Origin of the sequence: Salinivibrio sp. ML290, from assembly GCF_001995695.1 — a bacterium.
Taxonomy (GTDB): Bacteria; Pseudomonadota; Gammaproteobacteria; order Enterobacterales; family Vibrionaceae; genus Salinivibrio; species Salinivibrio siamensis.
Map to the genome: position 1 here is coordinate 32854 of NZ_MUEY01000005.1, position 22845 is coordinate 55698.

21 protein-coding genes are annotated in these 22845 nt (G+C 51.4%); 7 read left to right on the plus strand and 14 right to left on the minus strand.

Annotation, left to right across the window (positions count from 1 at the left end; genetic code table 11):
- Positions 1-228: 228 nt before the first annotated feature.
- Together BZG23_RS06195 and eutB are read right to left on the minus strand one after the other, a co-directional pair.
- The gene (locus BZG23_RS06195) at positions 229-1176 is read right to left on the minus strand and encodes a cyclodeaminase (RefSeq protein ID WP_077606446.1); all 948 of its coding nucleotides are present in this window, start codon (positions 1174-1176) and stop codon (positions 229-231) included.
- A gap of 38 nt (positions 1177-1214) precedes the next feature.
- Entirely contained in the window at positions 1215-2195 is a 981-nt protein-coding gene (eutB, locus tag BZG23_RS06200) for a hydroxyectoine utilization dehydratase EutB (RefSeq protein WP_077606447.1), read from the minus strand.
- Positions 2196-2361: 166 nt separating this feature from the next.
- On the opposite strand from eutB, the gene BZG23_RS06205 reads away from it, so the two are divergent.
- Both BZG23_RS06205 and yjjX read left to right on the plus strand, forming a co-directional pair.
- Positions 2362-3258, plus strand: coding sequence for a sterol desaturase family protein (locus BZG23_RS06205; RefSeq protein WP_077606448.1), 897 nt, complete (start codon positions 2362-2364; stop codon positions 3256-3258).
- Positions 3206-3721, plus strand: coding sequence for an inosine/xanthosine triphosphatase (gene yjjX / locus BZG23_RS06210; RefSeq protein WP_046075152.1), 516 nt, complete (start codon positions 3206-3208; stop codon positions 3719-3721). Before BZG23_RS06205 ends, yjjX begins: the two co-directional genes overlap by 53 nt.
- Positions 3722-3761: 40 nt before the next feature.
- Here yjjX and BZG23_RS06215 read toward each other — a convergent pair whose 3' ends face one another.
- The 3 genes from BZG23_RS06215 to sltY form a co-directional block, all read right to left on the minus strand.
- Positions 3762-4406 (minus strand): hypothetical protein, encoded by a 645-nt coding sequence (locus tag BZG23_RS06215; RefSeq protein WP_077606449.1) that lies wholly within the window; start codon positions 4404-4406, stop codon positions 3762-3764.
- Between the two features lie 128 nt (positions 4407-4534).
- Positions 4535-4855, minus strand: a complete 321-nt coding sequence (trpR, locus tag BZG23_RS06220) for a trp operon repressor (RefSeq protein ID WP_046075150.1) — start codon at positions 4853-4855, stop codon at positions 4535-4537.
- Positions 4856-4896: 41 nt separating this feature from the next.
- Positions 4897-6903 carry a murein transglycosylase gene (sltY, locus tag BZG23_RS06225; protein ID WP_077606450.1) on the minus strand — a complete coding sequence of 669 codons (2007 nt, stop codon included), beginning with the start codon at positions 6901-6903 and terminating at the stop codon, positions 4897-4899.
- A 225-nt stretch (positions 6904-7128) separates the two neighbouring features.
- Between sltY and ettA the strand changes: the two genes are divergently transcribed.
- From ettA to BZG23_RS06240, 3 genes are all read left to right on the plus strand, one after another.
- On the plus strand, positions 7129-8796 hold the full coding sequence (gene ettA / locus BZG23_RS06230) for an energy-dependent translational throttle protein EttA (protein ID WP_077458796.1): 1668 nt from the start codon (positions 7129-7131) through the stop codon (positions 8794-8796).
- 233 nt (positions 8797-9029) lie between these two features.
- Positions 9030-9410 (plus strand): PilZ domain-containing protein, encoded by a 381-nt coding sequence (locus BZG23_RS06235; protein WP_046075147.1) that lies wholly within the window; start codon positions 9030-9032, stop codon positions 9408-9410.
- A gap of 49 nt (positions 9411-9459) precedes the next feature.
- Positions 9460-10464 (plus strand): M23 family metallopeptidase, encoded by a 1005-nt coding sequence (locus BZG23_RS06240; RefSeq protein WP_077606451.1) that lies wholly within the window; start codon positions 9460-9462, stop codon positions 10462-10464.
- Between the two features lie 94 nt (positions 10465-10558).
- Here the strand turns inward: BZG23_RS06240 and radA are convergent, their stop codons facing one another.
- Positions 10559-11935 (minus strand): DNA repair protein RadA, encoded by a 1377-nt coding sequence (gene radA, locus BZG23_RS06245; protein ID WP_046075145.1) that lies wholly within the window; start codon positions 11933-11935, stop codon positions 10559-10561.
- A gap of 123 nt (positions 11936-12058) precedes the next feature.
- Here radA and BZG23_RS06250 point away from each other — a divergent pair, with 123 nt between their 5' ends.
- On the plus strand, positions 12059-14416 hold the full coding sequence (locus BZG23_RS06250) for a PilZ domain-containing protein (RefSeq protein WP_077606452.1): 2358 nt from the start codon (positions 12059-12061) through the stop codon (positions 14414-14416).
- 125 nt (positions 14417-14541) lie between these two features.
- On the opposite strand, the gene serB is transcribed toward BZG23_RS06250, so the two are convergent.
- Complete coding sequence (gene serB / locus BZG23_RS06255; protein WP_077606453.1) at positions 14542-15513, minus strand: phosphoserine phosphatase; 972 nt, start codon at positions 15511-15513, stop codon at positions 14542-14544.
- A 130-nt stretch (positions 15514-15643) separates the two neighbouring features.
- On the opposite strand from serB, the gene BZG23_RS06260 reads away from it, so the two are divergent.
- Entirely contained in the window at positions 15644-16228 is a 585-nt protein-coding gene (locus BZG23_RS06260; RefSeq protein ID WP_077578328.1) for an AhpA/YtjB family protein, read from the plus strand.
- A 110-nt stretch (positions 16229-16338) separates the two neighbouring features.
- On the opposite strand, the gene BZG23_RS06265 is transcribed toward BZG23_RS06260, so the two are convergent.
- From BZG23_RS06265 to BZG23_RS16590, 7 genes are all read right to left on the minus strand, one after another.
- Positions 16339-17559 (minus strand): phosphopentomutase, encoded by a 1221-nt coding sequence (locus tag BZG23_RS06265; RefSeq protein ID WP_077606454.1) that lies wholly within the window; start codon positions 17557-17559, stop codon positions 16339-16341.
- A gap of 11 nt (positions 17560-17570) precedes the next feature.
- Positions 17571-18902: a thymidine phosphorylase gene (gene deoA / locus BZG23_RS06270; protein WP_046075140.1), complete on the minus strand. Its 1332-nt coding sequence runs from the start codon at positions 18900-18902 to the stop codon at positions 17571-17573.
- Between the two features lie 65 nt (positions 18903-18967).
- Complete coding sequence (deoC, locus tag BZG23_RS06275) at positions 18968-19744, minus strand: deoxyribose-phosphate aldolase (RefSeq protein ID WP_046075139.1); 777 nt, start codon at positions 19742-19744, stop codon at positions 18968-18970.
- Between the two features lie 366 nt (positions 19745-20110).
- Positions 20111-20281, minus strand: a complete 171-nt coding sequence (locus BZG23_RS06280) for a XapX domain-containing protein (protein ID WP_046075138.1) — start codon at positions 20279-20281, stop codon at positions 20111-20113.
- Between the two features lie 157 nt (positions 20282-20438).
- Positions 20439-21725 carry a NupC/NupG family nucleoside CNT transporter gene (locus BZG23_RS06285; RefSeq protein ID WP_069362769.1) on the minus strand — a complete coding sequence of 429 codons (1287 nt, stop codon included), beginning with the start codon at positions 21723-21725 and terminating at the stop codon, positions 20439-20441.
- Between the two features lie 209 nt (positions 21726-21934).
- Positions 21935-22705 (minus strand): TatD family hydrolase, encoded by a 771-nt coding sequence (locus BZG23_RS06290; RefSeq protein ID WP_077606455.1) that lies wholly within the window; start codon positions 22703-22705, stop codon positions 21935-21937.
- A complete protein-coding gene (locus BZG23_RS16590; protein WP_158010020.1) occupies positions 22698-22844 on the minus strand; it encodes a hypothetical protein in 147 nt (48 codons plus the stop codon). The genes BZG23_RS06290 and BZG23_RS16590 overlap by 8 nt, the downstream gene beginning before the upstream one ends.
- Position 22845 lies beyond the last annotated feature (1 nt).

Below are 22845 nucleotides of genomic sequence, written 5' to 3' on the forward strand. Positions count from 1 at the left end.
TATGAGAGACCCATCATTAGTAAAAAGAAACAACCTCAATAGAAACAGGCTATTACAAGAAACGTGATCTTATGCCTAATTATTAGAGCACAAGATCTAATTAGTTGAACAAAACCTGCAAAAATTAACCTCTTTGTTACATAGGCATGCAAGGAATGTGAAGTGGAAAACACTTATTATGTAATAAGTTATACCTTTTTGTTTTATAAGACAGCATCAATCACTGGGTCACCCCTCCGTCTTACACAATTCACTGACCACATAATTTGCAATCGCGGTATCCTGTACCCCTGTCCCTGTTAAATCGCACACGGTGATCGCCGCATCACTTCGCGCAATGGGACGCCCCGATGCCACTGTGTTTCCTAATTCTTCCACACATCGTGACAGTGCCAGCCCTTTAAGCTCACCCAGCACCTCCGACTGAGCACGTCTATCCACCAGCACCCAATCCGCATTGTGTAAAATATGAGGATCAAGCTCGCGCTTCTCTGCGCTATCCGAGCCCATTGCCGTGACATGGGCACCCTGAGGAATATCTTGCCAATGCAAAATCGGCTGTTTAGCCGGCGTCGTGGTAACAATAATATCGGCCTGTTGACAAGCCTGCGCCACATCTTGGTGGGGGATCACTCGCACCCCCAGCAGAGTTTCAACCTCCGCTTGATACCGCTTTGCTTGTGCACTGTCTCGCGCCCAAACATGAACCGTGTCTATTTCTCTAACCAGTTTCAGCGCGGCCACTTGCAACCTTGCTTGCGTGCCCGCGCCTAATACAGTGACCGTTTTGGCATTATCACGCGCGCAATACTTGGCACTTAACGCCCCCGCGAGTGCCGTGCGTACATCCGTAAGATACCCTTCATCAAACAGCACGGCGTCCACTACACCGGTGGACGCCGAGAAAACCACCATTAAACCATTGAGGCTCGGCAAACCTATCGACGGATTGTCGAAAAAGCCGGGACTGACTTTAATCGCAAACCGCTCAGCACCTTGAATGTGAGCAGTTTTCACATCAACTTCGCCGTTGTGCTCGTGAATGGCCATGCTTAACACTGGTGGCATAGTTACCTCGCCACGCCCTAAAGCACTGAACGCATTTTCAATCACGCTGAGACTGTGCCGATTAAACGTGGCGACAGATTCGATTTGCTGACGGTGATATAACTGCATACGGGCTCCTTTGACACGCATCAAGATTCAACGACGAGCTAAGGACAAACCTGCTCACTTAATGCTGTGACCGCTGCTAGGGTGTCGGTTGACACATTGTTTCCACTGACCACGATCACCACTTTCTTGTCCTGCCAATCTAACTGGTGTTGACGCGCAGCGGCCAATCCCACTACCGCGGCACCTTCTACCCACCTATTTTCGCACTGCCACATATCGATCATCGCACGGGCGATATACGCTTCATCCACTTGATAATGTTGCGTCATCACTTGGGGCACCAGGGCAAAGGTATATTGGTTATTAAGGCCAATGCCTCCCCCGAGGCTATCTGCCAACGATTCAGATTCAGGCACAGCTACTGGCTTCCCCGCTATGATACTTTCATGCATAGCAGCCCCATCGCGAATAGAGACACCAATCAGATCGATATGTGGGGCGATGGTACGCGCCGCTAAACCAATTCCTCCCACCAAGCCGCCCCCCGACAAGCCCGCAGCAATCACATCAACATCTGGCGCATCTTCGAGGATCTCAAGCCCAATGGTCCCTTGGCCGGCAATAATATCGGGATGGTCAAAGGGAGGGATATAGCACAAACCATCACGCGAAACGGCCTCAAGCGCGGCTTGTTCGGCTTCATCCTGCGAGCGACCCACTACCCACACTCGCGCGCCCATTGCTTTAACAGCGTCCACTTTATTGTCAGGCACCAACGAAGAGAGACATACGGTCGCCGGGATCCCAAGCTGCTTGGCCGCATAGGCAAGTGCACGGCCATGGTTGCCTGTCGAGCAGGTGATCACACCACGCTCACGCAGCGCCTTGGGCAACCGACTCAATGCATAGGTCGCGCCTCGTAACTTAAACGCGCCCGTCGGCTGGCTTGTTTCGAGCTTGAGCCAGATTTGGGCATGATAACGCTGAGACAGCATCGGGGAATAAACAAGCGGTGTGCGCGCCGCCACGGCTTGTATCGCTTGGCGGGCAAGGTATACATCATGCAAGCTCGGTGACACACTCCCTCCTCGTTCGCGTTGCTTGGTCAGTTAGCGCGGAGAAATACAGCACGGTTAGTAAACAGATTAGTTGCCCAATCGCTGAGGATCCAACCCACTATTTTCGCCGTTAAATGAAACGTTACACGTACTTATCGCGTAAACTACAAGCGGATAAGGAGTATTTATGAATTGGATTGAAGCGCACGAAGCCGGTTTTAGACTCAGCCTTTTCGTTGCCGTCCTTGTGGTGATGCTTGTCGCCGAGTGGCGCTGGCCAAAACGCAAACTGACTCGGACGCGGCGAGAACGCTGGTCCGGTAATATCTTATTGACTGTATTTAATACTCTTACGCTACGTGTACTCGCCCCGGTTTCTGCGGTGGGCGCGGCCAGTCTTGCCGCCGCCTCTGGTTTTGGTATTTTTAATCAGTTTTCGCTCCCTGAATGGATCGCGGTTTTCGTCACATTAGTCGTGATGGATATGGCGATTTGGTACCAACACAAACTCTTCCACCAGATACCATGGTTGTGGCGGCTGCACCTAGTCCATCATGCCGATATGGACATTGATGTCACGACAGGCGCGCGATTCCACACGGTGGAAATTTGGCTGTCGATGGCCATTAAGTGCGTGTTAGTCGCGCTACTGGGTGCACCTGTTGTCGCCGTGATCGTGTTTGAAACGCTACTCAGCGGGATGGCAATGTTCAATCACAGTAATGTGCGCCTCCCCAAGCGTCTAGACGCTTGGCTGCGTCGCGTTATCGTCACGCCAGATATGCACCGCGTGCATCACTCCACCCGGTTTCATGAGTGTAACGCTAACTACGGCTTTAATTTATCGTGCTGGGATCGCTGGTTTAATAGCTATGTGCCACAGCCACGTAAAGGGCATCAAGGCATGCGAATTGGTCTAAACGAAGTCGGCCAAGCGACGGACGCTAGTCGTGTTTGGGGAATGCTGCGTTTGCCTCTCCGTTGGCGTATACTGCAGCGCGCCTATCAGAATAAAAAGGAGCACTGGGCGCATGAACCAGGTGATCGTCACATCCAAAAATCCCGCGAAACTATCCGCCGTTGAAGCCGCCTTTCGTGACGCTTTTCCCGATACCCTTTTCACCTTCACGGGCGTTTCCGTTGCCAGTGGTGTCGCAGAGCAACCAATGACCGCGCAAGAGACCTATGCCGGTGCCTGTAACCGCGTTCGTCACGCCAAAGCGGAGTATGACGGAGACTTTTACGTCGGAGTAGAAGCCGGCTTAGACGGCCAACATACCTTTGCTTGGATGGTGATAGATGATGGGACAACGCAAGGCGAGGCGTGCTCAGCCTCACTGCCTCTGCCGCAAGAGGCGTTAGACGCTCTCCATCAAGGCGAAGAGCTTGGCGATGTGATGGACAGAATGTTTGCCACTGAAAATGTAAAACAAAAAGGGGGCGCCATTGGCATGCTCACCGGGCATCGGCTTACACGTTCAAGCGTTTACCATCAAGCGCTAATCATGGCGCTGATTCCGTTTATGCACCCACACTTGTATCGCTAACACCAATAACAACGGCGCCCTGTGGCGCCGTTTCAGAACATTAGTCTAGCTCGTCGACCCAAGGCGTATCTGCCATTTTAGGATAACCTTCCAAATAGGTTATCTTTGCACCTGTCTCTTCTTTAATTTGCTTAGCAATATCGAGAATTGTTTTTTCTGTCCACTCTTCGGGCGTACCGACCATGGCACTTGCCATATCACGGCTAATTTGCATCAAACCACCTTCTTTCTTATTGAACGTGGCGTATGTGTCMAAATGATATCCATCCTGATATTGCCACAAACAAGCTGTAAGATTCAGATTCGACTGTCCTGAAATATCTCTAACAGCTTTAGCGGTCCAAACGGCACCATCGCAAGTGGCAACTTTCATACCCACAGAGCCTGTAGCTCCCGCCAAAGCAGCAAGTTGAGACCCCTGAAAAGGATTGGTTAGAGTGAAACGCCCAGGTTTCTCTGGCGGCTCTGAAAAATTAGGAATAGGGGTTGCTTCTGTTGCGCTATTAACATTTTTACCCAGCCCATCGCTTGCGGCTTCAGCGACAGTATAACGATCAGAATCTGTTTTGATATCGAAGATTCGGTAATACTCAACTGACTTGTTTTTCTCAAGTAAAGCGTTATTTACGCCACCACAACCAGCAAGTGCTGCGCACATACCAGCAACAACGAGTGTTTTTTTCATCTGACTCTCCATGTGTTAGTTGGATGCCCAATTATTCAAACTCACTCATGAATTACAAGTACATGCGTCTCACTATCAAACAACGGCGCCCTGTGGCGCCGTTGTTTGTCTATTTAAGGCTTTGTTGATTAGGTCGATGAGGTGGACTGTTCAGCTTCACGTTTCAATAAATCAGCCAGCCAGTTTTTGGTTTCGTCATCCATCCGCTTTAACTCATTAGAGCCGCGTGTCACGGTCGCGATCCCCACGCCTAGCAATTGACTCAACTGGCGCTGACTCATTCTCCCTTCTAACAACTCATGCAAGATATTAATCCGGGCCACCAAGGTATCTCGCTCATCGGGGGTCAGTAACGCTGTCAACAAGGCATCATCATTATCATCTTGTCCAGCACGGCGCACTAGCGCGATAACATCTTGCCAACCAGAAAATGCAGGCGATTGCGACATGGGTTCCTCTCGCTCTTTACGTGATGGTCGCGATTGTAACATTAATAACGCTGTGCCAACTCGTGGGCTCGCAAAAATTGCACGGGCTCACCTAAAAGTTGGCGATAGTAAATATCGAACATCAACACGTTCTGCACATAATGGCGCGTTTCATAAAACGGGATCGACTCGATAAAGGCAATGGCATCCATGTGCCCTTTCGAACGTGCCAGCCAACGACTCACTCGATGTGGTCCGGCATTGTATGCCGCAAAAGCGAGAACGCGATTGCTATCGAAGCGATCAAGCATCATTTTCAAGTAGCCACTGCCCAAACGAATATTCACGCCAGGATCGCTAAGACTGGCCGGCCCTTGATAATCAAACCCTAATCGACGAGAGGTTTCACGTGCCGTACGCGGCATCAATTGCATTAATCCTCTTGCGCCCACGTGAGAGACCGCACGAGTGAAAAAAGCACTTTCTTGGCGTGATAGCGCCATCAATGTGGTTTTATCCACCCCGCGCTCGCGACTGAAAAATTCAAACCACCACTGATGGGCAAGCGGAAAACGCAACGACAAGTGATCCCACATTTTTCCAGCGATGGTGGCTTGTACCGCGAGATGATACCAATGCTGTTTATTGGCATAGGCGGCCAGTAGCGCAATTTGCTCATCACTGGCGCGCTGCAACACATAATACCACTCGCGCTTAGCCGCGTAGATTTTATCAAGCGCAATCAGCTCATCGACTCGCGCCAGCACATCATTGACAGGCATCAGTCCCGCCTCTTTCAACACGGCGGTACGCGAAGGGATATGAATCGGCTTTTCCAGGTGCTGAGCGGCAGCCACACTGTAAAAATTACGCTCACCCAACATGGTTTCAAACGCCTGGTTCGCCGCGTGACTGTCGCCAAGCTCTAATTGAATTCGCGCCTGCCAATATCGCCATTTTAATGACTGTTTCGCCTCATCACTGAGCAGTGAAAGCCATTGATTCAATACGTGCCAATCACCCTCCACCAGCGCCAAGCGAAACCGTCGCTCGAGCAGRCCATCATCGTCGCTTTGTCTCAGCATACGATCGCGCCACGCAGCTAATGCAGGCTCATCGTCATTCATCAATTGGCCAATAAGATAATCGGCAATGGCTTGTCGTTCATCCTTATCGTAATGTTGCCCTTCTACGGTACGGCGGAAATGACGAATGGCTTGTGCTTCGTCTTTGCGCGCCAATCGCCCAAACGCGAGACGAGTAAGCGTTTGGTTAAAGGGGGTCACTTTGCTTCGCTTGGAAAAGTCAGCGACTTGATCAGGCTTGTCGTAAAGATCAATGATTTGCTTTCCCGTCGCTTGGTGGGTGTCGGGAAGTTGTCCTTGTAGGTAACGCATTAAACTGCGATTGCGCCCTTCAAAGGTCAGCAACATCCGCTGTAAGATTAAATCACCAGTGAGTTGCTTTTGCTCGGAGAGGTAATCAAACAAGGGGTCACATGCACTGTCGACCGATTGGCCGGATAAGTACAGAGACTTGGCACCACTGCGCGCCAACGCTCGGTTACCAGCTTGGCTGTGAGCATAGTAATACTGACATTGATAACGCTCTCCCCTTGGCACATCGGGTTGGAAAGCGACCAAGGTTGCCCAATCTTTTCGATCTGCTAATAGTGTGAGGTAATCGGCGCGCAAACTATTAGCAAACGGCATGGTGGTGTAACGCTGAATAAAGTTGGTCACCGAGTCATGCGACTTTTCTGCAAGGTTGCGAGTAAAATCACGATAATCTAAATATGGATAAAGTGGATAATCACGCAACTTGGCTTTGAGGCGGCGAAATTGACGTAACTCACCACGCTCAATCGCATCAATGGCCGCCTCATATTGACGCTGTGCAGGCGTCATTTGCCCACTGTCTGGACTGGCCGACGCCAGCGTGAGAGAAGGAGAAAAAGCGGCCCCTAGAATAAGTCCTGGTAGCAGTGAACGGGAGAAGGCACGGACACCACGACGCGCTGCGTAAGATGCATTGCGCAAAGGCCCGGACAAAGCGATGAATCGTTCCATGTTAAAGGTCGCTCCTAATCAAATAACACCGTGACGAATGTGTCACATCCAAACTGTGTGACAACGAATAGACAACAATCCCATCAGCAAATTCCCTCGCGCTGTGGCAAATGGTTTGCCGCCCATGGGCTATATTACCCAGCGAATATGACAATCACTGTTAAACTTGGCAAAGTTAACGTTAGAATAGCGTCTTTTACACCACAACAATTAGCGTGAGCAGAAATGGCTGAGTACGTATATACCATGTCGCGGGTGAGCAAGATCGTGCCACCTAAGCGCCAAATTCTTAAAGATATTTCTTTGTGTTTCTTCCCAGGCGCCAAAATTGGGGTGCTAGGCCTCAACGGGGCCGGTAAATCGAGTCTATTGCGCATCATGGCCGGTATCGATACCGAGATTGAGGGTGAAGCCCGTGTGCAACCAGGCATTAAAATTGGCTACCTCCCGCAAGAGCCTGCGCTAGACGAAGACAAAACCGTGCGTGAAACCGTTGAAGAAGCGGTCTCGGATGTGAAGGATGCATTGACGCGTCTCGACGCTGTCTATGCGGCCTATGCCGATCCTGACGCCGACTTCGACGCCTTGGCGCAAGAGCAAGGTGAGCTTGAAGCACTGATACAAGCCAAAGATGGCCATAACCTTGATAATGCGTTAGAGCGTGCGGCCGATGCCCTGCGTCTGCCCGAGTGGGATGCACAAATCAAAAACCTGTCTGGGGGCGAGCGCCGCCGTGTGGCGATTTGTCGTTTGCTACTCGAGAAGCCCGATATGCTACTACTCGACGAGCCAACCAACCACTTGGATGCCGAATCAGTGGCATGGCTAGAGCGTTTCTTGGTCGACTATACCGGCACGGTTGTGGCGATTACGCACGATCGCTACTTCCTCGATAACGCTGCTGGTTGGATCCTTGAGCTAGACCGTGGTGAAGGCATCCCTTGGGAAGGCAACTACTCATCGTGGCTTGAGCAAAAAGATGTCCGCTTGAAGCAAGAAGCCTCACAAGAAAAAGCCCGCCAGAAAACCATTGAGAAAGAGCTTGAGTGGGTACGTCAAAACCCGAAAGGCCGTCAAGCCAAATCAAAAGCGCGTATGGCACGCTTTGAAGAGCTTAACACCTCCGATTACCAACGCCGTAACGAGACCAATGAACTATTTATCCCACCCGGCCCACGCCTTGGTGATAAAGTCATTGAAGTTAACAACCTAACCAAGTCGTTTGGTGATCGCGTCTTGATTGACGATCTGTCGTTTAGCGTTCCAAAAGGCGCTATCGTCGGTATCGTTGGCCCCAATGGTGCGGGTAAATCAACACTGTTCAAAATGCTCAGTGGTACCGAAACACCGGATGCGGGCACAGTAGAGGTTGGTGACACCGTGCAATTGGCCTCGGTGGATCAGTTCCGTGACAGTATGGACGACAACAAAACCGTTTACGATGAGATCTCGGAAGGTGCCGATATTATTCGTATCAATAACTTTGAGTTGCCTGCGCGTGCTTATGTCTCTCGCTTTAACTTCAAAGGAAGCGATCAACAAAAACGTATCGGCGATTTGTCCGGCGGTGAACGCAACCGCGTCCACCTGGCCAAGCTATTGAAAGCAGGCGGAAACGTACTGCTGCTCGATGAGCCAACCAACGATCTGGACGTTGAAACCCTACGCGCCTTGGAAGAAGCTCTGCTCGAGTTCCCAGGCTGCGCGATGGTTATCTCGCACGACCGCTGGTTCCTTGACCGTATCGCCACCCACATTCTGGACTATCGTGATGAAGGCCAAGTGAATTTCTTCGAAGGTAACTTTGCCGAATACACCGATTGGTTGAAGAAAACGCTGGGCGCACAAGCGGCTGAGCCACACCGMATCAAATACAAGCGCGTTGCCAAGTAACGCCGCACTCATGAGGGCAGCCAACGCTGCCCTTTTTCTTTCGGGGCGATGTAATAGGCGCCTCACGACCTCGCAGTCATATGGCCAACTTCCCCACCCACAAACCGCATTCCATCCGTTTAATAACGCCAAGACATCAAAAAATGTTTCAGAATCGATACGCCCACACAGATTATTAGGTCGCCCGCCATGCATCGCCTACACTTTAAGCAAAGGAATGAGGAGATGCGATCATGCCAGAGCGTAGAAAATTTTCCCGCGTGATGTATCGTGCCCCCGCGATACTCAAGCAAAATGAACAGTCGTGGCACGCACATGTACTCGACCTTTCTTTGAAAGGGGTGCTTTTGTCTCGCCCAGATAATTGGCAAGCCAACCCACAACAGACAACGTTTTCGCTGATCTTTTATCTGCATGACTCTGACGTAGAATTAGACATGGACTGCATTCTCGTCAATAACTGCGAGAATTACCTCCATCTTTATATTGATCACATTGACATTGATAGTGCCAGTCATTTAAAAAGGCTTGTTGAACTTAACGTTGGCAACGATGAGCTCCTTCATCGCGAGCTAGCGCAGTTGACCGACCCTATGACGGAGCCCGAGTCTTAGTTCCGTGTCGTCATGGGCGGTACCAAACGCAGGCCAGCAGTAACCAGTCATGACAGATCACATCCACATCGCCATCTCACACCCAAACGGTGTGAAGCATTATACGCTTTGCCCTACCCGCAAAAAGGTAGTGCAGACGTTGGCGTTGGTATTGCTGGCCGTTCTCACCGTGACCTTCGCCAGCCTCTATTTACTCTCCGAGCGTTCTACTGAAGCTGAAGCCGCGGTTAACCGTTTACGTGAAGAGCGTGCTGCATTGAATAACGAAGTGGCCATGCTGCAACAAAAACGCGATGAGCTGTCACAAACCATCGAAAACAAAGATGTCGAGCTAACCGCTCTCACCCAACGCGTTGTGACGGTAGAAGATATGTTAGGGCTACAATCGGTCGCCAAAGATGCCTCGCTGACCCATCGGCTTGATGTGGCGGCGATCAATTCTGCCGTGCGCTATACCATGCTACAGCTCATCCCCAATGGTAAACCCATCCAGAGTTATCGGCGCTCCTCCGGTTATGGCTCACGGACGCATCCGGTCACTGGCAAAGAAAAATTCCATATGGGGTTAGACTTAACCGCAGACATTGGTACGCCAGTTTATGCGCCCGCAGATGGCGTGGTGGAATATGTCAGACCCAGCCGTCGCAAAGGCTATGGCAACTTTGTAAAAATAGACCATGCCTTTGGCTTTATGACCCTCTACGCCCACCTTGATAAGTTCAACGTACGCAGTGGGCAATTCGTGAAAAAAGGGGACTTGATTGCTTGGTCAGGCAACACAGGTTTATCCACTGGCCCTCATTTGCATTACGAAGTGCGTTTTTTAGGACGGGCGCTTAACCCGCGCCGGTTTATTAAGTGGAGTGCTGAGCAGTTTGATACCTTGCTCGAAAACGAGAAGCGCGTCAGTTGGGGACATTTAGTCGCGGTGGTGGAAAACTTGGTCGAAACTCAGGTACAAGTCGCCAATATGCCAGACGCTGAGCCGCCACTGAGCACCGCGCAGCAGCGTGAGACCGATGTGCAAACCACACCGACGAAAGCCTCCATGTAATGGAGGCCATCGCGCGATGATAAAACCGAGCGTCTTTGTTCGGTTAACTGGCCGTACCATCGCCCACCACTTCGCCAATGGTACTTGCGCTCGACTACAAGTCTTCTAACACATCCAGGGCGTCGGAGAGTTTGCTAACGCCATAAACCGTCATCCCTTCAATACGCTGTTTCGGCAAGTTTGCTTTGGGCACGACTGCTTTTTTAAAGCCATGTTTTGCCGCTTCCATCAGACGTTCTTGCCCGCTAGGTACAGGGCGGATCTCCCCGGCTAAACCGACTTCACCAAAGACCACCAATTCTCTCGGCAGCGGGCGATCCCTAAAGCTCGATATCAGCGCTAACAACAGGGCAAGATCGGCACTGGTTTCGGTGACTTTAACCCCACCAACCACATTAACAAACACATCTTGGTCAGACATTTGCAGCCCGCCGTGTTTGTGTAAAACGGCCAGAAGTAAGGCAAGACGGTTTTGCTCTAGCCCCACCGCCACCCGGCGTGGATTGGCCAATTGTGAATAGTCGACCAAGGCTTGTAACTCTACCAATAGAGGGCGAGTGCCTTCCCACACCACCATTACCGAGCTACCGGAGGTTTGCTCCTCACCACGTGAAAGGAAAATAGCGGAGGGGTTACTGACCTCTTTTAAACCCTGCCCAGTCATCGCGAACACGCCAAGTTCGTTGACCGCACCAAAGCGGTTTTTATGGCTGCGCAGCGTACGAAAACGGCTATCACTGGAGCCATCGAGCAAAATCGAACAATCAATACAGTGCTCCAGCACCTTGGGGCCAGCCAGTGTGCCATCTTTGGTAACATGCCCCACCATGAAAATCGCCACATTGTGTTGCTTGGCATAACGGGTCAAGGCTGCGGCAGACTCCCGCACCTGCGACACGCTACCGGGCGCGGATTGCACATCCGCGACATGCATCACCTGTATCGAGTCAATCACCATGATTTTCGGTTGTTCTTTTTTGGCCACCTGGCAGATGGTTTCTACGCCCGTTTCTGACAACAGCTTCAAGCGATCTTTGGCAAGCCCCAACCGATCAGCGCGCATCGCCACTTGCTGTAATGACTCTTCCCCTGTGATGTACAAGGTCGGCAGATGGTGTGCGAGCCCCACCATGGTTTGCAACAGCAAGGTACTTTTCCCCGCGCCTGGGTTACCACCAATCAAAATAGCGGCACCAGGGACGATCCCCCCGCCGAGCACACGATCCAGCTCTTTAAAACCACTGCTCAGGCGTGGCACTTCTTGTAAATCGATATCCTGCAGGGTTTGTACTTGTCCTTCTGCGCTACCTGCATACCCGGCATACTTTTCATTGCGCGCGACCTGGGGCGATGCTGCCAGTCTTACTTCTGTAATGGTATTCCACGCGCCACAGGCTGAGCACTGCCCTTGCCAACGGGGAAAATCCGCGCCACAGTCGTTACATACGTAGGCTCGTTTTGTTTTTGCCATTCGCTCTCCAAGACGTATGATGTCAGCTAATTCACAAAATGATTGCTATCTTATTAATTATTCCGACACTTTTTCCGACGCGTGCCGTTAATATACAAGGACAATACTTTACCAGACTTTGCCATGAAGCAGGATGATTACCAGGGACTGATTGAGCAACTGCTTCCGATGTCCCAAACCCCAAAATTTGAGGTGCTGCTCGATAAGCTAACCGCCAACGAGCCAAGCTCTGCCAAACTTCTGATCAAAATGGAGATCAGACGTTTGATGACGCCATGCAACCGTACCATCGACCTGCGTGGCAAAGTGGATGGTGAGTGTCATCAATACGAGCTCAACGGCAACAAGCATTGGCTGGATGATGTCGCGATTAACCGCTATTACGAGCGTTTGCCTTTATACAACGGGCAAATGACTCAAGGGTTGTGGGAAGATTTGCACAATACCCCTAATAACTTTCGCGTCAAACACGAACAAGAAAAGCAGACGCAGCAACAAGGAAAAGGCCCAGTCAGTGATAGCGCCCAGGCGGCATTATTACCCGAGAAACTCACCTTTGGACGTTATTTAGCACGTAGTGAAAGCCGCATCCATTTTGCTACCCAAGTATTAATAACACTGAATACCGGCTATGAGGTACATGGGGTCACCAGCGACTTGTCTAACTCAGGCTGCCGAGTACGTGTCCCCGCGGCATTCGATTACCCGCCTAGCGCTGAAGTCATCGTTCGGTTCACAGCACTGGCGCAAAAGTATCAAGACCCCGATCTGGAACAAGGGCTGAGTTATCGCATTATTGGCGTCGATCAAAACAAAGAGTCCACCAGCAGTGCTTGGCTACGCTTACGGCTTGACACCAGCAGTGACGCGATTAAGCAGGCCCTCGATGCAGAAATGGCCTCGCCCGACTTTCGTGGCAAACAAGATGGGGAGGACAAGCTACTCACTCTCAAGCTGCAAAGCTATGAACAATCCTTCTTGCATCACACCAGCGTGCTACCGCTTTACTTTGCGCAAGACAAGTTAGAGTACGTATTACAAACGCGGCAAAATCGAGAGCTATGGGATTACTGGCACGACAGCCGCAATCAACCTGTCATTAATCATATTTTCGATGCACAGCGCTTGTCACTGCTGCAAGTGGAAGGGGCGTCAACCAGCCAGCTATTGTTATATTGCTTTTATGTAGAGAAAAACAAACAGCGTTTTTTCTATTCCGCTTCGCCCAGCGAAATGAGCGAAGATGAGCGCCACCTGTTCTGGCAACTGGGTGCCAAGCGCCATTCATGGCGGGTGTTTAAGGTGACCATGTCAGCCATAAACGCGGGTGACATTGAACGGCTACAAGATGTGTCGCCTGATTGGCTGAATACGCTCAAAACCCTGACTCATGTCGCGTTGGTGCAAGATGTGACTCATACCGAAAGCAAGGAGAGTTATTTAACCCACCCCAAACCGTCGTTATCCAGTCAAGCCTTGCGACGCTTTTTGCACCAACGTAATCCAGTTTGTCTTGCCCAGCTCATCTCTTCTGACCGTCAACCACAACGTCGTGAACCACGTTATGCCTATCGCTCTGAGGTATCACTGGTGCATTCAGAACAGGGAGCGCTGAAGGGAAAACTGGTCGATTTTTCCTCGGGTGGGTTGAACCTGAAACTGGCGCAGCCTTTTCAAGGTGCGAAAGATGACTTGGTGTCTGTATCACTCGATGCGTTTGTCAATATTGACCCTCGTGCGCCTCTCGTCGATATGCCGTATCAAGTCATTCGAGTGAGTCCCAAACGAGACAATATCCAACTCAAGCTTACCACTGAAGCGCCCAACACCCGTCGTCGCCAGTACCTTCGCCGCTTGATTGAACACAACCTCGACAAACTGACCGTGCTGGATGAGCGTTTACCCGACCCTCCCTTGGTTTGGGCCATGCACCAATTATTGCTTACGCGCTTAACCGTACAACCCTACTTTATTCGACGCGACAACGGTGTACTCTCGGTGCCCGCAGTGGGTATCAACCTGCCCCCCAGCCGTTTGCACCGCTTTCTCGAGCGCGCAGGCGGCGGTCGCCAACTGTCTTTTTATCCGGTGTTCGGAGACAAGATTCTCACCCGCACTCATGAAGTCACTCGTCCCTCGCAGCCTCTTAAAGAGCTGGTGCGCGAATACTTTGTCTGGATAGACATGCAAGATGATAAGGTGCGCGCCGTCCATACCTTTGCCGATAGTGAATTTGAATCAGACGACGCAAGGCGTAAGTTCATCCAGTTGGCGCAAAAAGGCGGCGCATTCGCGGTGCTACGCAATCGGATGACACCGCTAGCCCATGCTGAACAAGATATTGATGCCACGCAGTTATCCACGTTACTCAAACGCGATACCCACAAAGCACGCCAGCTAGAAGACGAATTTGTTGCCTTGTGTGCCTACGGTGAGTTGGTCGATGTGACCGATGAAGTGCTAATGCGCCTGGGACGATAACCGCAGGCGACATACGAATGAATCGGCACGATATCGACCGGGGCAACAGCAAAGAGAGGATGGCACCCAGTGGGTACCACTCCGAGTGAGTGCCACACCAAGTGGGTGCCACACCCTTTACCCTATTAGCGTGGCTGCCAACTAATGCGATTTCGAATACTGGCAGAGAGCACGCACAACACACCCCCCAACCACGCATGTTTGACCGCAGCTTGCGCTTTCGCATTCACTTTGGGTTTCGCATGATACGCAATGCCGAGACCCGCAGCGTCCATCATCGCCAAGTCATTGGCGCCATCGCCTACAGCTAACGTGTTCTCTGGGGCGATATCGTACTTTTGTGCCAACATGGTTAACACATCCGCTTTGCGTTGCGCATCCACCACTGCCCCGTCTACCTCGCCGGTGAGTTGACCATCACGGCATCCAAGCTGGTTCGACACGGCATAATCCAAGCCTAATCGCTGTTGAAGATGATCAGAAAAATGGGTGAAACCGCCAGAAGCAATCGCCACATACCAGCCGTGGGCTTTTAAACTGGCCACTAAGCTCGCCATTTCTGGCATCAACGGCAACTGCGCTTTCACTGTCTCAAGTATCGCCGCGTCAGCGCCTTTCAACGCCGCCACGCGTTGACGTAAGCTTGCCTCAAAATCAAGTTCGCCCAACATGGCACGCTCGGTGACCGCAGACACCGCGTCTCCAACCCCAGCGAGTGCCGCAATCTCATCAATACATTCTATTTCTATCGCGGTGGAGTCCATGTCAAACACCGCCAAACCAGGTTTGCTTAAATCCGGTAGGGCCTGTAAGTCCGCGCAGTCGAGCTCGAGCGCCTCAATCACGGTGCGATGTTCAGCCGTCAATTCACCGCGGATCAATAACACCTCATACGGCCCAACACGCCATCCATCGACGACCTCTAGCGCCTCCCCAGTAAAAAAGCGGATATCGTCAAGCTGACGGGGGTAGATGGCTTTAGCAAACACAATCCACCCGCCATGCCGGTGGCGAGAGAAAAACGGCGTGGTGATGGAAGGAAAGCGACAGTAGAGTTGCGGTGAACGGTGAATTGCCAACGGTTTGGCCTTATCCATGGTCAATATTTTCCTTTCGGTTTCCAAGCAAGCTTGGTGAATGAATCAATCACAATGAGGCTGTGATACCATAAAAACCGTAGTAAGCTCCAGTGCTAATTGACTCTGTTTATCTGGCTTTGAGGAAGGTATGTTTTCAATTTCGCGCAAAACACTACGGCGGGTGACTTGGTGGAGTCTTTTGCTCATGACCATGGGGACTATTGCCGCTTTGATGCTTTACAGCACCACACTCAGCCAGCGTCAGTACCAAGCGTTATACCAGCAAACGGACCAATTAGCCCAGCTAATGACCCGCCAAGTGGGTGTGCAAGCCTATGATGCCTTAGTGGATAAGAATTACCAGCCTTTACAAGCCATGGCTGATGAGCTGGCAACCGAGCCGTTAATTCGCGATGCCAGTTTCTATCAGCTCAACGGCAGCCCTGTCGTGCGCTCAACCAACGCCTTACCGTTGGAAACAGCCGTTGGGTTGACCACTCCGCTGGGGTTGGAAAGCCAAGGACGACAGCAACTGATGACACCAATCAGCCGTGATGGCGACATTGTCGGTTTTCTCCGCCTCACCGTTGAGCATCACTCCGTTATCAATGAAGCCAAAAAGCAGCTGCAATCGAACATGACCGAATTTCGCTTCCTCATCGGCCTCGCACTCCTATTGGGAGCGCTATTGATGGCAATACTCACTCGTCGTTCTGCGCGTTTATCTTGGTAAAACGGCAAATTGGTAAAACGGCAAAGACACGGCGATCAGGGCAATAAACCGAGATAAAAAAAGAGATGGCCGTTCGCCATCTCTTTTTATCTAGGGAAGTGGTCAACGCGTTACAGGAACGACTTCCCGTAATCCATTGGTGATACATCAAAGTATTCCGCCAAGGACTGACCAATATCCGCGAACGTTTCGCGGCGACCGAGTGAGCCCGCTGGCACTTTTTTGCCGTAGACCAGTGCAGGGATATGCTCACGGGTGTGATCAGTACCAGGCCAAGTTGGATCGCAACCATGGTCAGCCGTTAGCAACAGCACATCGTCTTCTTCAAGCATGTCCATGATTTCGGGTAAGCGACGGTCAAAGTACTCCAGTGCCGCGGCATAACCGGCAACGTTGCGGCGGTGGCCGTACGCCGAGTCAAAGTCAACAAAGTTGGTGAAAACCAAGCTATTGTTGCCTGCTTCTTTTATCGCGTCTTTGGTTGCATCAAACAACGCTTCTAGGCCTGTGGCTTTGATTTTCTTGGTGATACCGCAATGCGCGTAAATGTCTGCAATCTTACCAATCGAGATCACATCACCGCCTTTTTCTTCCACCAGCTTTTGTAGCACGGTAGGAGAAGGTGGCTCGACAGACAAGTCACGGCGGTTGCCGGTACGCTCAAACTGACCTTTCGCTGGCCCGATGAAAGGACGGGCGATCACACGACCGATGTTATAGTCTTCCAGTTCCTCGCGCACGATCTGGCACAGCTCATACAGGTTATCTAGCCCGTAGGTTTCCTCATGGCACGCGATTTGGAACACCGAGTCCGCCGAGGTATAGAAAATCGGCTTACCTGTTTTCATGTGCTCTTCGCCCAGATCGTCCAGCACTTGCGTGCCCGATGCATGGCAGTTACCGAGATAGCCAGGTACGCCCGCTCGTTCAACAATGCGATCAAGCAGCGCTTGCGGGAAGCTGTTCGTCAAGTCTGAGAAGTAGCCCCAGTCAAACAAGACAGGCACACCGGCAATTTCCCAGTGACCAGACGGTGTGTCTTTACCCGAAGACAGCTCTTTAGCATGTGCGTAAGCACCGATAATCTCTGCATGTGAATCCAAGCCTTCTGGGAAGTAACCTGACGACTCTTCACACGCTTTACCCAAGCCCAATTTGGTCATGTTAGGCAAAGATAATGGGCCTTGACGATCCGCATTATCCGCTTCGCCTTTCGCACACGCTTGTGCAATGTGGCCCAAGGTGTTTGCACCTTGGTCACCGAATTTGACGGCGTCTTCAGTGGCGCCAATACCAAATGAGTCTAAAACTAATACAATTGCGCGTTTCATGATCGCCTCCATTAGACGTCTTGTAAGCTGATGCGACGATAAACGTCTGGCGTTGCACTCGGCGCCTCATCAGCGACTTTCACTGCGGCTCGCACCGCATTCGCCGCTTGTTGCCATTGCTCTTCAGTCTGAGCATGGAGCATGGCGAGCGGGGTGTGCTCATCCACTTGTTGCCCCAGACGAATCATTTCGTTCAACCCAACGGCATAATCAATTTTATCGCTGGCAACCCGACGGCCGCCACCTATTTCTATAATAGCCATGCCCAATGCCCGTGTATCCATGGCACTGGCAATGCCTGATTGCTCAGCATAGACAGGCTTAATCACGGATGCAGTCGCGAGGTATTGATCTGGCGACTCAACAAAATCTGCCGGGCCACCTAGTCCTGCGATCATCTTGGCAAAACACTCGGCAGCACGACCGCTATCCAGTGCCTGATCCAGTTTTTGTTTTGCTTGATTCACATCGGTTGCCAATCCACTGACCACCAACATGTCGGCGCATAGCGCCATAGTCACATTGTACAAACGTGGGTTACGGTAACGACCGGTCAAAAAGTCAACGGCTTCTTTGACTTCTAATGCGTTGCCGGCCGACGATGCTAATACTTGGTTCATGTCCGTCAACAACGCACTGGTTTTAGTGCCGGCACCGTTTGCCACACCTACAATCGATTTGGCCAATGCCTCTGAGTCTTCATACGTCGGCATGAACGCACCCGATCCAACCTTGACGTCCATCACCAAAGCATCCAGGCCTGCGGCCAGCTTTTTCGACAGAATCGACGCGGTGATCAGAGATATGTTGTCGACCGTGGCCGTTACATCGCGGGTGGCATACACACGTTTATCCGCAGGCGCTAATGAGCCGGTTTGCCCAATGATCGCCACACCGGCATCGCGGGTCACATCACCAAACACTTGGTTGCTTGGCATGATGTTATAACCGGGAATGGATTCCAGTTTGTCCAGCGTGCCGCCAGTGTGGCCCAAACCGCGACCTGAGATCATCGGCACATATCCCCCACAGGCAGCAACCATGGGCCCCAGCATCAGTGAGGTGACATCGCCCACCCCACCAGTTGAATGCTTATCAACCACAGGGCCATCAAATTGCATGTGAGACCAATCTAAGGTCATGCCAGAGTCGCGCATCGCACAGGTTAATGCCACTCGCTCATCCATGGTCATGTCATTAAAGTAAATCGCCATCGCAAACGCGGCAATTTGCCCTTCTGAGACCGACTCATCGGCGACACCTTGAATAAACGCGTAGATTTCTTGTTTGCTCAACGCAAGGTTGTCACGTTTTTTACGAATAATCTCTTGAGGTAAGATCATGCTTCCTCCTTACCGGCAAATGGGCAAGGCCTACCTTGCCCTGGGTATCGATTGACAATCGACAGTTAATAACCGCCTTCAGCTGCTTTTTCACCTTCGCCCAAGGTGTGTAGCAGGTTTGCCAGTAAGCTAGAAGCGCCAAAACGGTAGTGACGGCTATCAGCCCATTGTTCACCAAGAATACGGTCAGCCATTGCCAAGTATTGCTGTGCGTCTTCAGCGGTACGTACACCGCCCGCAGGTTTAAAGCCAACAGTCTCAGCCACGCCTTTATCGTTAATCACGTTGAGCATGATCTCCGCCGCTTCTGGAGTGGCATTCACCGCCACTTTCCCCGTGGAGGTTTTGATAAAGTCAGCGCCTGCATCAATGGCAATCTCTGAGGCGCGTTTGATCAGTGCTTCACTTTTCAGTTCACCGGTTTCGATGATCACTTTAAGCAATACATCACTGCCACACGCGGCTTTACATTGTTTGACCAGCTCAGCACCTACTTGTTCATCACCTGCAATCAGCGCGCGATACGGGAACACCACATCAACCTCATCGGCGCCGTAAGCGACGGCTGCCTTCGTTTCTGCCACCGCAATATCAATATCATCATTACCGTGAGGGAAGTTCGTCACGGTGGCGATACGCACCTCTGGCGTGCCTTGTTCGCGCAGTGTTTTCTTGGCGATAGGGATAAAGCGCGGATAGATGCAAATCGCTGCAGTATTGCCAACGGCGGTTTTAGCGTTCTGACACAGGCTGATCACCTTTTCATCGGTATCATCATCGTTCAGTGTCGTCAGATCCATCAGTTTTAGTGCGCGCAGGGCCGCGGTTTGTAATTCGTTCATGGGTTATCTCCAGTCCTCATTCTTTTGCCAAACAGGTATAGGGTTGGCCACTGTATTAACAACCGGTTCTGTTTTCCGGTCATTGCTCAGCGGACTTGGCTCCATGAAGTTTGAGGCTGGACATCGCGCCGCCTTCAACCAACCATCCTTGTTGCCGCGTGCAAACACCTATGTGCTTGCGGTTCCGCCGTTGGACGTTTCCGATTGGGCTAGCCACACCTTGTTGCTAACCATGAGAGGAAAATAAGGATTGTGGCGCCAGCAAACTTTGACGGCGTTCACTTATTTTACCAACGCCGTTTCAGCAAAACTAGATTTTACCGTTTATGTTGAAAAATACACTGTTGCGCGGTGGAACCAATCTTTCTAACTGAAAAAACGCGCCACAATCCACTGATAGCCGACGCCGCCCAAATACACCCCGACGATGCCCATCACACCGGATAAAACAGGCGGTGCGGGTATGGGGAGTTTTATCGCGCTAAACAGTACGCCAACCAAAAAACCAGCCACCAAGGCGAGAAGGACTTCCTGCATATCGTTACCTTTTTTGTTCGCTCGTATCTACCTCTGAGTATACACCCCTAGAGGATGTGGGCTGAGCGTATCACGCCAATGGCTGCAATAAAAAAACGCCACACAGGCAGCCTGTGTGGCGTTTTGCTTAACATGATGTGCTATCGCGATAAAACGATTAGCCCGCCAAGGTTAAGGTAACAAATAGACCCGCAATGGTCGCCGCCATCAAGTTAGACAAGGTACCGGCGATCACCGCTTTCACACCGAAGCGCGCAATTTCTGGGCGACGGTTTGGCGCGAGGCCACCCAAGCCACCCAGCAAGATAGCCACAGATGACAAGTTAGCAAAACCACACAGAGCAAACGAGATAATCGCTTTGGTTTTCTCTGTCATTTCCATGCCGGTTGCTGCAACAACTTGCGCGCCGTCACCAAGGTATTGAGTGAAGTTCAGGTAAGCCACAAATTCGTTGACCACGATCTTCTGACCGATGAAAGAGCCTGCGACCACAGCTTCTTCCCATGGTACACCGATAAGGAACGCAAACGGTGCAAACAGGTAACCCAAGATCAGCTCCAGAGTAATGTCTGGGTAACCGAACCAGCCACCGATACCACCTAACATGCCGTTGATCAGGGCAATCAAACCAATGAACGCAAGTAGCATCGCACCGACGTTAAGCGCCAGTTGCATACCTGATGATGCGCCGCCTGCGGCTGCATCAATCACGTTCGCTGGCTTCTCTGCGCCTTCAGCGGTCGCGTCAGCCATCTGCTCGACCGGCTCGTCGGTTTCAGGTTTGATGATTTTCGCAAACAGTAGACCACCTGGTGCGGCCATGAATGATGCCGCAATCAAGTACTCTAGCGGTACACCCATAGAGGCATAACCGGCCAGTACGCCACCGGCAACCGAGGCCAAACCACCACACATGACCGCGAACAGCTCTGATTGGGTCATGCGAGGCACAAACGGACGGATCACCAATGGCGCTTCAGTTTGTCCTACGAAGATGTTAGCGGTTGCTGACATAGACTCGGCACGTGAGGTACCCAGTGCTTTTTGTAGGCCACCACCGAGCACGTTGATCACAACCTGCATAATACCCAGGTAGTACAGCACGCTGATCAGTGATGAGAAAAAGACAATAACAGGGAGAACTTTCAAGGCGAAGACGAAACCGCCACCACCGAACAGTTCAAACATTTTGTCAGAAACCAGTCCACCAAAGATGAAGCTGATCCCTTCGTCACCGTATGCGATGACGTTAGCAACGTATTGTGATGCGCCGTACAGAATGTCACGTCCGACATCGACATACAGTACGAAAGCACCGAAAAAGAGTTGGATAGCAAATGCGCCACCCACGGTACGGAGGTTAATGGCTTTGCGGTTATCGGAAAGAAGAACAGCTATCCCTAGCAGTACAACCATCCCGATCACGCTCATCAGCAGGCTCATAGTATTGGCATCCTCAAAGTAAAAAGTTGGCGTCTCGACAAAGTGGAATTTGGTTTCCGGGAGAGATTATACGCATCGCAGTCACATTAAAGTAATATTCCAATCACAGTTCGCTGTAAAACTATTTTGTAATGCATCAATAAGTATGACTTTGATCTAGTTTTGTGAGCTTATGCAACCGCAAACGTTTGTCTTTTGCCCGTTCCCGCTCAATCAAAGCCAAACAATCTTTCAGCGTTGTCTGATGTTTCAGCCACCAGATGATCTTTATCACAGCTTTTTAACTCTGCAACCACATCAGCGACCCTTGACACCTGAGAGGGGGTGTTCGGTTTTCCTTGAAATCCAGCTAAAGGCATGTCGGGGGCATCGGTTTCAAGCACTAAATTGGAGAGCGGTAACTGCGCGATGGCGCGACGGGTCTTTTGGGCTCTCGGGTAGGTGACGGTGCCGCCAACCCCGAGCATCAAACCCGCATCAATAAACTGTTTACCCTGCTGTTCACTGCCACTGAACGCATGCAATACGCCTCGTACACCTGGGTAGGCTTTAACGGTGCGTAATAATTGATTATGCGCTTTACGGCTATGCAGAATAATGGGGAGATCATAGTGGCGCGCGAGCCAAAGCTGCCCTTCCAATAGCGCGTGCTGGCGCTGCTGTGCGGTATTTTGGTTCGCGACAAAAAAGTCGAGCCCCGCTTCCCCGACGGCGATACAGCGCGCAGGACGCAAGGCCAATGCCCGCTCAAGTTTACCCAGGCTGTCGTCAGTGTGAGCATCGAGAAAACACGGGTGTAACCCCAATCCGGCATACACACCGTGTAGGCGTTCAGTCAACGACAGCACCGCCGACCAGTTACCCTCACTAACACTGGGGATCACCATCCGAGTCACACCGCTTTCGCGTGCCGCCTGCCAGTATCGCTCCGGGGCGTCTCGAAACGGAGAAAAGTCAAAATGGCAATGGGTATCAATCATACTGAGACGTTTGTGTGGGGGGTGTATTTTCTGAACGCTTGATAGGCACACAGCTTCGGCGGTTATCCTCGCCCAGCCCCATTCGCTGACACCAGGCATCGTAACCTGCCACCCAACGTTTAATACGCGCAATCATCATT

Excerpts from the sequence above, each read along its gene's own strand:
- BZG23_RS06195 (WP_077606446.1), bottom strand. The coding sequence starts at position 1,176 with ATGCAGTTATATCACCGTCAGCAAATCGAATCTGTCGCCACGTTTAAT.
- BZG23_RS06205 (WP_077606448.1), top strand. The coding sequence starts at position 2,362 with ATGAATTGGATTGAAGCGCACGAAGCCGGTTTTAGACTCAGCCTTTTC.
- yjjX (WP_046075152.1), top strand. The coding sequence starts at position 3,206 with ATGAACCAGGTGATCGTCACATCCAAAAATCCCGCGAAACTATCCGCC.
- trpR (WP_046075150.1), bottom strand. The coding sequence starts at position 4,855 with ATGTCGCAATCGCCTGCATTTTCTGGTTGGCAAGATGTTATCGCGCTA.
- BZG23_RS06235 (WP_046075147.1), top strand. The coding sequence starts at position 9,030 with ATGCCAGAGCGTAGAAAATTTTCCCGCGTGATGTATCGTGCCCCCGCG.
- BZG23_RS06240 (WP_077606451.1), top strand. The coding sequence starts at position 9,460 with ATGACAGATCACATCCACATCGCCATCTCACACCCAAACGGTGTGAAG.
- radA (WP_046075145.1), bottom strand. The coding sequence starts at position 11,935 with ATGGCAAAAACAAAACGAGCCTACGTATGTAACGACTGTGGCGCGGAT.
- BZG23_RS06250 (WP_077606452.1), top strand. The coding sequence starts at position 12,059 with ATGAAGCAGGATGATTACCAGGGACTGATTGAGCAACTGCTTCCGATG.
- serB (WP_077606453.1), bottom strand. The coding sequence starts at position 15,513 with ATGGATAAGGCCAAACCGTTGGCAATTCACCGTTCACCGCAACTCTAC.
- BZG23_RS06260 (WP_077578328.1), top strand. The coding sequence starts at position 15,644 with ATGTTTTCAATTTCGCGCAAAACACTACGGCGGGTGACTTGGTGGAGT.
- BZG23_RS06265 (WP_077606454.1), bottom strand. The coding sequence starts at position 17,559 with ATGAAACGCGCAATTGTATTAGTTTTAGACTCATTTGGTATTGGCGCC.
- deoA (WP_046075140.1), bottom strand. The coding sequence starts at position 18,902 with ATGATCTTACCTCAAGAGATTATTCGTAAAAAACGTGACAACCTTGCG.
- deoC (WP_046075139.1), bottom strand. The coding sequence starts at position 19,744 with ATGAACGAATTACAAACCGCGGCCCTGCGCGCACTAAAACTGATGGAT.
- BZG23_RS06280 (WP_046075138.1), bottom strand. The coding sequence starts at position 20,281 with ATGCAGGAAGTCCTTCTCGCCTTGGTGGCTGGTTTTTTGGTTGGCGTA.
- BZG23_RS06285 (WP_069362769.1), bottom strand. The coding sequence starts at position 21,725 with ATGAGCCTGCTGATGAGCGTGATCGGGATGGTTGTACTGCTAGGGATA.
- BZG23_RS06290 (WP_077606455.1), bottom strand. The coding sequence starts at position 22,705 with ATGATTGATACCCATTGCCATTTTGACTTTTCTCCGTTTCGAGACGCC.
- BZG23_RS16590 (WP_158010020.1), bottom strand. The coding sequence starts at position 22,844 with ATGATGATTGCGCGTATTAAACGTTGGGTGGCAGGTTACGATGCCTGG.